This window comes from Anaerospora sp. (assembly GCF_032013335.1).
Taxonomy (GTDB): Bacteria; Bacillota; Negativicutes; order Sporomusales; family DSM-15969; genus Anaerospora.
In genome coordinates this window covers 51,353-62,860 of record NZ_DALZUO010000026.1, presented here as the reverse complement: position 1 = coordinate 62,860, position 11,508 = coordinate 51,353, and the positions used below count along the sequence as shown (strand labels likewise).

Below are 11,508 nucleotides of genomic sequence, written 5' to 3'. Positions count from 1 at the left end.
AACACAAAGGAGCGGAAGGTATGCCAATAAAGATTCCAAATAATTTACCGGCTGTCAATATCCTCGAAAAAGAGAATATTTTTACGATGGATGAGGATCGTGCCTATTCTCAGGACATACGTCCGCTTCGTATCCTGCTGTTAAATCTGATGCCAACGAAAATAGTAACAGAGACACAGCTTTTGCGGCTGCTGGGAAATTCACCGCTGCAGGTAGAATTTGATTTCATGTATACAACGACATATGAACCGAAGAATACTCCCCATGAACACTTAGTAAAATTCTATGAGACTTTTGAAGCAGTGAAAAACCGTAAATATGATGGAATGATTATTACCGGAGCACCGGTAGAGCAAATTCCGTTTGAAGAAGTCGACTACTGGCAGGAATTATGCGAGATTATGGACTGGAGTAGAACGAATGTTTATTCAACTCTCCATATCTGCTGGGGGGCACAGGCGGCCTTATACCATCATTATGGGATTCCGAAATATGATCTGCCAAAGAAAATGTTTGGCGTTTTTCCGCATACGGTAAAAATTAAAGAAAAAATGCTGTTCAGAGGATTTGATGATATTTTTTATGTTCCCCATTCCAGGCATACAGAGGTAAGGCGGGAGGACATCGAAAAGGTCCCTGAACTTTGTATCCTATCTGAATCAGAGCAAGCAGGTATTTATGCGATAACAGATAAAAAACACCGCGACCTGTTTATTACAGGGCACTCTGAATATGATCCACTTACGCTCAAAGCGGAATATGACCGTGATGTGTCGCAAGGGCTGACGATCAATATTCCGGATAACTATTATCCCAATGACGATCCGGCACAAATGCCGCTAGTTCGCTGGCGCAGTGCAGCTAACTTGCTGTTTTCAAACTGGCTTAATTATTATGTTTACCAGGGAACGCCTTTTGACTTGGAAAAACTTACTGACTCAGAAGCTCTATCCGGTCTTTATGGAGCAGGAATTTAATATTTGGCTGTATGATTGGTCAGTCCGGGTCACGTTTGTGATACGGACTGATCGTTTTTCTAGGTTATTCTTTAAAAGAGTATTGAACTGGTTTCTTTTTATTGATATTATTAATAATAATATTAGTAATTAAACAAGGAGTGTTTTATTATGCCTAACGATAATTATTTAAGTTATGTGAGGCTGGTGCTGGGCTTATACATACTTAAAATCCTTCAACAGGAATCAGCTCACGGGAATAAATTAGCACAGGAAATTAAACAGCGTACGCAAGGGGGGTATACGCCAAATACCAATGCATTATATCCTTTGCTCCGGATAATGGAAGAACGGGGATATGTCATTGGCGAATGGAACAGTGCCGCTACGCGTAGTAAACGGATATATACAATCACGGAGACCGGAGTGGCTCGCATACCGGCACTGGAAGCAATGATGGAAGAGCGGCTTAAGCAAGTAGAGCAGAAGGTTGCCATCTTACGTTCTGATTTACTGGGGCATTAACAGCTATTAACTCAGGGAAAAAAGGCGAGGGAAGATTGTGAATAAAGGTACACCTGCACTCGGTAATCGCCATATGGTATTGATTATCGGTTTATTGGCGGCAATTTTACTAGTTGGTGGAGTTTGGTGGTGGCTGAGAGCGGCCAGGGTTGTATCAACAGATGATGCACGGGTAAAAGGAACAATTGTTGCTGTCAGCAGTAAAGTGAGCGGCAGAGTTGACAAAGTATTGGTTAGTGAAGGGGACAATGTTGCGAGTGGGCAGGTAATAGCCGTACTTGAACAGCAGGAATTTGAAGTGCAGGTTGAGCAGGCGAAAGCAAATCTGGCAATGGCACAGGCTAAGCTGGCCGCCACGATAGCAGGAAACCGGCCGCAAGAGGTCGCGCAAGCCAATGCATCTGTATTGCAGGCAAGAGCAAATATGGAGAACGCCAAAAAGAACAGTGAACGGGATGAACTGTTATATCAGCAGGGCGCTATTTCTGTTCAGCAAAGAGATGCTAGTAAAACAAGTCTAGATATTGCCAATGCGCAATTTATTTCCGCTGCCGAACAGTACAGTTTAAGCCGGGAAGGGTCCCGTCAGGAAGATATTATCATCGCCCAGGCTCTTGTTCAGCAGGCTAAGGCCGCTTTGAAGAATGCTGAAATTCAACTGACTGATACGAAAATTAAGGCACCTGTTGCGGGAGTTGTAGCATTGAAGTCAGTAGAAGAGGGCGTAATCATTTCCTTTGGACAGCAGCTTTTCAGTATTAGCAATCTTTCTGATGTTTGGATAGGAGCAAATATTGAAGAAACCTATATTGGCAGAATTAAGGTAGGTCAAATGACGGAATTTACGGTAGATGCCTATCCCGGCAAGCAATTCAATGGACGGGTGATTGAAGTGGGACCGGCAGCCGGTTCGCAGTTCGCGTTGTTACCGACAGAAAATAGTACGGCAAATTTTACTAAGGTTACCCAGCGGCTGCCTATTAAAATTAAAGCGGAAGAAACAGATTTTATCCTAAAGCCAGGAATGTCTGCTGTAATTACAGTTATGACTAAATAATTACATTCAAAATGATCATAAAAAGAGGCTTGCGTATGTTGCAAAAATATGCTGTTTTGTGCGCAGTTTGTCTTGGTACAGTACTGAGTGCCTATGTCAGCAGTTGTGTAAATATTGCTCTTCCGAATATTATGGCAGCATTGAATTTTAATATGGATTCAGTCGTCTGGGTATCGTTGGGATACATGCTGCCGTATGGTTCAACTCTGCCGCTGACAGGCAAGCTGGGTGATCTATATGGGGCAAAAAAAATATATGTAACTGGTTTGGTCATGTTTACCGTTACAACTTTGCTGTGCGGGATATCGACTACATCCACAGCGATGATTATTTTTCGCATTCTTCAGGGTATAGGAGCAGGAATGCTGCTGCCCAATGCTATGACAATTGTTGCCGAAACGTTTGAGCCTCACGAACGGGGCCAGGCTCTTGGTGTATGGAGTGCAATGGCAGCTGCCGGCAGTGCGCTGGGGCCGACGGTAGGTGGCTATTTAATAGAAAAATTTGATTGGCGCTCCATCTTCTTCTCGGTTGGACCGATTTGTGTGATTAGTATCATTTTTGCACTGACAGTCATTCCTGCATCAAGAAAGAACCCTGAGGCAGCCGTCGACTACGTAGGGGCAGGATTGCTTGTTGCGGCAATTAGTGCTTTGCTGGTTGCACTGAATCAGGGGCAAAAAGAGGGGTGGACATCTCTTTATATTATTTCGTTATTTTACCTGGCCTTTGCAGCATTTGTTTTATTCCTGCTTGTTGAATTGCGAGTAAAAAAACCGATGGTGGATATGCACTTATTTGCCAATGTAAACTTTGCCGTAGCCAATGTTGTTGGCTTCATTACTTTTGTGGCCTTCTATGGAGGAAATTTTCTTTTGCCCTTTTTCATGAAATCAATCTTGCATTATAATTCGATTACTTCAGGAATCATGCTCCTTCCGCTTACTGCAGCGATGGTACTGTTCTCCCCTGTCGGCGGGCGCCTGGCAGATCGTTTCGGTTCACAGCTGCCAGCTTTTACCGGAATCACTTTGATAGCATGTTCGCTGTATTCGCTACACACGATTAGTGCTGATTATTCAGCCTGGAATTTCTTTACCCGCCTTGCTGTATTTGGCATAGGTCTCGGACTAACGATGTCGCCGCTGACCAACTGTGCCGTTTCCTCCTTGCCTAAGGATAAAATTGGCGTCGGATCAGGTATTTTTAACTTATCTAAAATTATTGGCGGCAGTATTGGCGTAGTATTTGCCGAGACCTTATTAACTCGCAGGGAAATTTATCATACTGCAGTGCTTAAGGAATATTTAAATCCTGCTACTCAGTCGTCGCAGGATATCTTCAAGCTTCTGCAGTCTTTATGGGCAAATGAAGGGATGGATAGTACCATGTTGTTGACTGCTGCTCATGGCTGGTTAACCGGGCATGGACTTTTACCTGGACAGTATGTTATGTTTAAAGCAGTACTCAGTGAAATGATATCCCGGCAGTCGTCCATCTTATCTTTCCAGGATGTATTTTTCACTGTTGCTATATTGTGTTTTTCCGGCAGCCTGCTAGCATTATTAATCCGGCGTAAAACGGAGGTTTCTGATTCTGCCTCATCGGAAAGGATATAAATTGAGGAGGGAAGAGTATGCCTGATTGTAAAGCAATTTTAGTTCCCGTAGATGGTTCGATCAATTCGGAAAGAGCGTTGTCTTATGCTGCCTACCTGGCTGTACAGTGCTCGGCATCTATTGGTGTCCTGCATATCGTTAATTTGTCTTCGGCAGTTGCTGCAATTGGTCATGTTGGTACCGGCGGTTATATTCCTGACAGAGTATTAGAGGATATTCAGGAAGCAGGCCGCTGTATTATTGACAAGGCACTAAAGCAATTACCTGTCCAGGTTGAGGCTAAGGGATTTCTGGAAATCGGCTCTCCAAAAAATACTGTCGTAACCTTTTGTGCTGATAAAGGGTATGATCTGATTGTGATGGGCAGCAGAGGTTTAGGCGCAATTGAACAATTGGTCTTAGGCAGTGTAAGCAGTTATGTATTATATCATTCTGCCTGTCCCGTTATGGTTGTAAAATAAAAAATAGTACTGACACGTATAGCTGGCAGTGTTGCTGCTTGATCCGATTAACAGTAAGAAGCCGTAGACAATGTATGTCTGCGGCTTCTTACTGTTAATCGAATGATGTTATATTATTGATTGCTCCTGAGAGCCTGCGCTGTTATATGCTTTGTCAGCATAGGCTTGTGCATAGTTAAAATAGGAATCTTCAAAGTCGAGAATAAAAAGATCAGGATTTTTCATAAGATCAAGTTCGATCGGTTGATTGACGGGGTTGCCGTTCTCATCGGCAGTGATACGGACAATAGGAGTCGTTTTGTTTTTTATACCTACACCAAGAATGATGCCACTTTGCCGATTATTTAAGCGTACGGTTTTACCCATCGGGTAGATCGCAACATTTTGATTAAACAGATCTACAAGAGCAGGATTGAAATACTCGCCCGAAGCTTTATTCAAGATTGCGACCGCATAATATACAGGGGTAGGCCGTCGATGGGGCAGTCCCGAAATCAAACGGTCATACACATCGGCAATACTGATAATTTGAGCATATTCACAAATGGCATCTCCTTTAATCCCCATGGGATAACCGCTTCCGTTCCAGCGTTCGTGATGTTGGAAGCAGGCATTAACTACATTCACTGATAAACCGGGATTTTCACGTAAAACTTCCAGCGCATAAAAGGTATGCCGTCTGTACTCTTCACGCTCAACTTTAGTCAAATAATCGGGGAATTGCAAAGCCAATTGTCTGGAAAACTTGATTTTACCGATATCATGCAGCATAGCGGCCAAACCCAGTTCCGCCAATTGTTTGTCGTTATAGCCCATAGCGATTCCAGTCATTACTGATAGGATGCACGTGTTGACCGCGTGAGAAAACATATATTCCTTTTTGCGGCGTATGTCCAAAAGGTGAATCATATTCTCCGGCTGCTGACTAAGCTGAGTAATGAGGCTGCTGACGATATCTTTAACACCATCGAGCTGCACACCTTTGCCAACACGAAACTGATTCACCAGTTTTTTGGCTGCCGCTGCCGCTTCCTGCCGGTGTTTAATATCATAAAGATCCACTGCATCCGAAACATTCTGCATTTTTGGCTGTCCGACAAATAGGGAGGTAATACCCTGATTGCGCAGATACTGAATATATCGCTCTTTCATTTCAATACCTTCATGAAGTAAAACGGTACCATCGTCCAAAATAAGTGATTTTGACAGGTACATGCCTGGCTGTATTTCATCTAACGTAATATTTCGCATAGAATTTTTCCTCCCACGATAAGCATGATGCCTACCTGTTTCACTCTATACTATATATATCGAGTGGAGTAAAATTTTCTTAAATCGTACGTTCAAGTATGCTGGAATAATTTTCTAAAGATAGGTTTACTGCATGGGTGATTGAAGTTCTTTAGGACAAAAATCCTTATACAAAGACTTTAGTCCTGAAAATAATTGACTAGCTAGTAAAAACGTAATAAAATTATATCAAAATACTACATATTTTTTGATTTTTTTGATGAATTAAGTAAATATATTGGCAAACTTGTCGAAAGATAAGGGCGCAAAGCTATGGGTCTAAGGACATTTGGACAATGTCTATGATTGCCAGGTTGCCGATTCTATGCGAATTGTATTTTCAGCACAGTCGGGGATGACGTGTGCTGTTTTTGTTTTCTGTAAAGCTTTTCTGTAAATGCTAAACGCCCGTTGAATAAGGAGCGGAGGTTTTATTGATGCTGGATCAGTCGAGTATTCAAGAGATTCTAAGAGCTAATTTACCGGATGCTACTAATGATTTACTTTGCCAATTATCAGAGGAAGTTGAAAAAGAAATGGAGTCACATGGGAAAACAATTATTCGCAACCTCCTAACGCAAGGCCACGCAAAAGCGAGAGGAGCGCTCTTTAATGTCGATATTAAAATTTAAGCTCACCTGACTACCCCCCAATTTATAATCAATAGCAAATAATCAATCCTTAAACCACAATCAATCACGTATTGTGCAGAGGTTAAGGCGTGTCAGGAATGGCTGGCGTTTGCAGCGAAAAACAGCAACTTTTGCATATCGATTTGGGGGGAGCAGTTTGTTTAAATTGCAAAGCAAGTTTAGCTATATCTATGGATTACTTGTTATTGTATTTACACTGGCGTTTTTAGCTGTTAGTCCAACAATTACGTTTAAGGTGCTTTCCGGATTATTTCCGCTTTTAGTGATGATTGCCTATAAATATCGAACAACCAGCTTTTCTTATGCTGTGGTAGCTTGTTTGCTTGGCGTACATCATCTTTTACTTATTGCAATGCAGCGTTACCAAACCGTTTCTGTAGATGTATTGACCCCATATATTATTAATTCAGGATTTATTTATGCACCGCTGCTACCAAATCCATTTTATGCTTTAGGACCGCTGGCTACTCTTTCCATTCATTTTACTTTATATAAGGCTGAAGGCGATTGGTGGATAGTAGCAACAAAAATAATTGGGACAATTTTATGCGGGCTGATTGCTGGAGCTGTTATTCAATTTTTGCACGGTCTTACACTTGAGCGGGATCGCTTTTATAAGTCCAGTATTACCGATCCGTTAACGGGTGTGTATACTTTTACCTATATGATTGAGTGGGGACAGAAGTTAATTGATGAGGGCCATAAACTGACGGCAGTATTAATTGATTTAGATAATTATAAGAACATCAATGACACGTATGGACATTTCATCGGTAACAATGTTCTAATTCAATTTGCAGAGGTATTGCGCAGTGTTTGGCCGGAAGCATTAATTGGCCGCTTGGGCGGCGATGAATTTGTTGTACTGCTTACAACGGAGAATGAGAGCAGTCAGGTTGCTGCCGTCCTGGAAGAAATGAAAAATAGGAGCTATGTTACCGATCCCGATCTCATACCTATTTCTGTCGCTTTTTCTTATGGCATTGCTGAACAAACGTCAGATGAAGCAACCATTGAACAATTACTGACTACTTCAGATAAAAATATGTTTTATAATAAAATCGCCCAAAAAAGCAAGCAAATAAGCTGTGAAGTTGAAGATATTCCTGAGCCGTTTGTAGATTTATTAAATGTTTTGTCCCAGAAAGATATGTATACGTTTATCCATTCTTTGTATGTTGCCAAATTCAGTAAGCAGCTTGGCGAACTTTTGGGCTGGAATTCTCTTGCCGTTACTAATATTGCCTTGGCCGGCTGGTTGCACGATATTGGTAAAATCGCCATCCCTAATGAGATTTTAAGAAAACCGGCTCAACTGAGTAATCAAGAATATAGGTCAATACAAAAGCATGTTGAGTATGGTTTACATTTGCTACAATCCTTTGATATTAAAAATGATGTAATTACTGCAATAGCCGAACATCATGAACGATATGATGGCACAGGATACCCCTTCGGCAAGGCCAGGGAGGAAATTTCCATTGAAGGTCGCATCTTAGCTATTGCTGATGCTTATTCGGCAATGACCATAAAACGGGTATATCAGAGCCGTCACCTTTCAACAGCGGAGGCAGTTTGTGAATTGAAAAAGGGGAAAGGCTATCAATTTGATCCTGTACTTGTAGAGCAATTTGTCAGCATGATTACTATGAAGCAAAACTGTAGATCCCATTAATGCAAAAAAGTCTAAGCAGATGCTTAGACTTTTGTAATATCTTAATGCCAATTCTTTCATACTATAGGAGTTACATGGTTACCTAGGGTCTTGAAGAGGGGGCGGGCAATTGTTCTTATTTCGAAGGGTACACTGCTGGTTTGCTGTATTTGCTGTTGCCGGCTTCGGCTTACAGGGTTTAGTATCAAATACCGGTGCCTTGTCAGTACTATTTGTTGATTTGCCTTTCCCTATTCCGTATATAAATGGCAGGACTTTTCACGTAAATGTTGGAATATATTGGATATTTTCCGGTTTAATAAGCGGAATACTTTATTACTTCACTCCGATTAGCAAGAAGCGAAGTAATTATTTTACTGCAGCTATTTTTCTTCTCTACTCATTTGGCGCAATGCTAATTCAGGGAATACTGGCACTGCATTTTACAGTAATTAGAGAATATTTGGAAGGCCCAGTAACATTACGGGCCTTTTTACTTATTCCCCTTGCGATGCTCAGCTATTATCTGCTGCGTTCAATAGGAGAAACTGTAAAAGAGCAGGGGCGGATTATATCACTTTCAATTGCGTGTGGTGTGGTACTACTCACGGCTTTCTATGGGACTACTGTATATTATTATACAAATCCTGGATTAGCAGAATATCAGCGCTTTCTTACATTTCATATTGGTGTGGAAAGTAGTGCAGAGTTAATTAGCCTGGGACTTACAGGATTGCTGCTCACAAGGCTTGCCGGTATAGAACGCACGGAAGTGGCCTTTATCATTTTTGGTACGATCTGTGTCGCAGTGCTGGCGATGCTGACTGCTAGTGCCGGATATCTGATCTGGCCGGGCAACTGGCTGGTAGCTGCACTGGCTGGAATAGGGTTTAGTATGCTGCATTTGCTTTCTGCTGCTGCATTCTTTGTGCTTTTAATAAAGGCGATACAAAATGGTTTAGTGAAAAAAAGTGATTATCGTTCTGTGATTTCACTGACTCTGACAGCAAGCAGCTTGTTGTATCATATTATAGGAGCGGCCCTGTTAGGCTTGTTTTTGGCGTACCCTGCCACGCATCAATATATAAAGGGAACTTATATTGTGTCGGCTCATTCTCATCTTGCCCTGTTTGGCGTTTTTGGGTTTCTCGCATTATCGGTAGCTGTTTCAGTCTTATTGGAGTTCGTCTCATTGAGTAAGAATGAAAACAGGCGCTGCTTAGGAGGAATCCTGCTGCTGCATGGAGGGATGTTGACAATGGCTGTAGGATTAATTCTTGCAGGAGGGTTGCAGGCTTATTTACTACGCGTTCTCAATGTGGATATGTCTCTTACCGATGTTGTATTACGACCCTATCTGTTCTTAAGGATAGGTGGTGGAATTCTCTATATGCTGGGCAGCTTGCTAGTAGCTTATACAATACTGAAGACTGTATGGCAGCAGCGAGAAGTGGTTTTTGGTTATGGATCGTCAAATCAGGGCAGCCGGAATTGTCTTTATAAATCCTATAAGAAGCTGCTGCAAAAACAAAACGAGTTAATACCCGTTATTCAACGAATTACTATTTTGCAAAAAATTCAGGCTGTGCTGCATAAATTAGCAAAAAGATAATATCTACAAAATGTTCAGTTACCACAAGCAAGATATACACGCTGAAAAGCTTCTGGATCAGTCATTGACTATCCGTCAGTCTTTTTAGTCGTGTTTTTTTATTAAATACCGCTTGAAGAATAATTATTATGTCTACACGGTACAGTGCTCAGCCATTCCATTAAGAAGCTAACTAATTAACATATGTCACGTTTTTGTTAATATGCACGTATGATAGTATGCAGGTTAATATTTATCTGAAAGGAGTTAGTTTATTATGTATAATGACTATCATAAATGCTCAAAGTGCCACCAGTGCCATTCATGCCATCAATGTAATCCATGTCAATGTCAGAAATGTAACCCATGTCCGCCTATTTGCCTAATTCTCCCGCATGGGGCAACGTCAGCTACAGGGTCTACAGGTATTACAGGAGCTACTGGCACTACAGGTGCAACAGGTGCAACAGGTGCCACAGGAGCCACAGGCGCAGGAGCAACAGGCGCAACAGGAGCAACAGGCGCAACAGGCGCAACAGGCGCAACAGGCGCAACAGGCGCAACAGGTACCACAGGCGCAGGAGCAACAGGAGCCACAGGAGCCACAGGAGCCACAGGAGCCACAGGAGCCACAGGAGCTACAGGAGCCACAGGAGCTACAGGAGCAACGGGAGCCACAGGAGCTACAGGAGCCACAGGAACAGCAGGTCTGGCAGGAGCCACAGGTGCAACAGGTGCAACAGGTGCAACAGGAGCCACAGGTGCCACAGGTGCGACAGGAGCCACAGGTGCCACAGGTGCGACAGGAGCCACAGGTGCCACCGGCGATACTGGAGCAGCAGGTTTGGCAGGAGCGACAGGTGCTACGGGAGCCACCGGAGCTACAGGAGCTACAGGAGCTACAGGAGCTACAGGAGCTACAGGAGCTACAGGAGCTACAGGAGCCACAGGAGCCACAGGAGCTACTGGAGCTACTGGAGTCACAGGAGCTACAGGTGCAACAGGCGATACTGGAGCAGCAGGTCTGGCAGGAGCGACAGGTGCAACAGGAGCTACGGGAGCCACAGGAGCTACAGGAGCGACAGGTGCCACAGGCGCAACTGGAGCTACGGGAGCCGGAGCCACAGGTGCCACGGGAGCCACAGGTGCTACGGGAGCCACAGGCGATACCGGCGCTACGGGAGCAACCGGTGCGACTGGCGCTGCAGTAGCATTAGGCGGCTTACAAATCCAACTAGTAGGTGAGGTTGGTTCAATTGCACCAGGCGCTCCGGTTATTTTTGACGCAATAGTAAATGATTTGTCCACTGTTATTGCTTATGATATTGCAACAGGGACTGTTACTATTTCGGCAACCGGGGTTTATTATGTCAATTGGTGGCTGGCTGCAGATGGTATTGCGGGCGACGGAACGGCTACAGTGCCGACCTTTGCTATTGCTACTTCCACTGCTGGGACCTTCCTTTCTTCAAGTCCTATTGGTTCGGGTCAGTTTAGCGGCAATGCCTTAATCTTCGTTGCTGCTGTTCCGGTAACGTTTCAGTTAGTAAGTGCTATTGACAGTACAACGTTCTTAGGTGTACTCCCAGTTAGAGCGGATTTAACAATTTTGAATGTCAGTGTATAAATAAATAAGGGTAACAATGCGGAATAAGCCTTAAATTTTGAATTTAAGGCTTATTCCATTTGTATTACAGCAATA

Annotated in this window: 10 protein-coding genes and 1 riboswitch; of the genes, 9 read left to right on the top strand and 1 reads right to left on the bottom strand. The window is 43.1% G+C overall.

Annotated elements, in window-relative coordinates:
* Window positions 1-20 precede the first annotated feature (20 nt).
* From metA to RTR76_RS17240, 5 genes are all read left to right on the top strand, one after another.
* Entirely contained in the window at window positions 21-977 is a 957-nt protein-coding gene (gene metA, locus RTR76_RS17260; protein WP_312523055.1) for a homoserine O-succinyltransferase, read from the top strand.
* 150 nt (window positions 978-1,127) lie between these two features.
* On the top strand, window positions 1,128-1,481 hold the full coding sequence (locus RTR76_RS17255) for a PadR family transcriptional regulator (protein ID WP_312523049.1): 354 nt from the start codon (window positions 1,128-1,130) through the stop codon (window positions 1,479-1,481).
* A 37-nt stretch (window positions 1,482-1,518) separates the two neighbouring features.
* Entirely contained in the window at window positions 1,519-2,538 is a 1,020-nt protein-coding gene (locus RTR76_RS17250) for an HlyD family secretion protein (protein WP_312523047.1), read from the top strand.
* Window positions 2,539-2,573: 35 nt separating this feature from the next.
* Window positions 2,574-4,157 (top strand): DHA2 family efflux MFS transporter permease subunit, encoded by a 1,584-nt coding sequence (locus RTR76_RS17245; RefSeq protein ID WP_312523045.1) that lies wholly within the window; start codon window positions 2,574-2,576, stop codon window positions 4,155-4,157.
* 17 nt (window positions 4,158-4,174) lie between these two features.
* Window positions 4,175-4,618, top strand: a complete 444-nt coding sequence (locus RTR76_RS17240) for a universal stress protein (RefSeq protein ID WP_312523043.1) — start codon at window positions 4,175-4,177, stop codon at window positions 4,616-4,618.
* A 108-nt stretch (window positions 4,619-4,726) separates the two neighbouring features.
* On the opposite strand, the gene RTR76_RS17235 is transcribed toward RTR76_RS17240, so the two are convergent.
* Window positions 4,727-5,869: an HD-GYP domain-containing protein gene (locus tag RTR76_RS17235; RefSeq protein ID WP_312523041.1), complete on the bottom strand. Its 1,143-nt coding sequence runs from the start codon at window positions 5,867-5,869 to the stop codon at window positions 4,727-4,729.
* 269 nt (window positions 5,870-6,138) lie between these two features.
* A riboswitch (cyclic di-GMP riboswitch) is annotated at window positions 6,139-6,230 on the top strand.
* A 115-nt stretch (window positions 6,231-6,345) separates the two neighbouring features.
* Between RTR76_RS17235 and RTR76_RS17230 the strand changes: the two genes are divergently transcribed.
* The 4 genes from RTR76_RS17230 (at window position 6,346) to RTR76_RS17215 (ending at window position 11,433) form a co-directional block, all read left to right on the top strand.
* On the top strand, window positions 6,346-6,540 hold the full coding sequence (locus RTR76_RS17230) for a hypothetical protein (protein ID WP_312523040.1): 195 nt from the start codon (window positions 6,346-6,348) through the stop codon (window positions 6,538-6,540).
* A gap of 157 nt (window positions 6,541-6,697) precedes the next feature.
* Window positions 6,698-8,236 carry a diguanylate cyclase gene (locus RTR76_RS17225; protein WP_312523039.1) on the top strand — a complete coding sequence of 513 codons (1,539 nt, stop codon included), beginning with the start codon at window positions 6,698-6,700 and terminating at the stop codon, window positions 8,234-8,236.
* 109 nt (window positions 8,237-8,345) lie between these two features.
* On the top strand, window positions 8,346-9,827 hold the full coding sequence (locus RTR76_RS17220; protein WP_312523037.1) for a cbb3-type cytochrome c oxidase subunit I: 1,482 nt from the start codon (window positions 8,346-8,348) through the stop codon (window positions 9,825-9,827).
* Window positions 9,828-10,083: 256 nt separating this feature from the next.
* Entirely contained in the window at window positions 10,084-11,433 is a 1,350-nt protein-coding gene (locus RTR76_RS17215; RefSeq protein ID WP_312523034.1) for a hypothetical protein, read from the top strand.
* Window positions 11,434-11,508 lie beyond the last annotated feature (75 nt).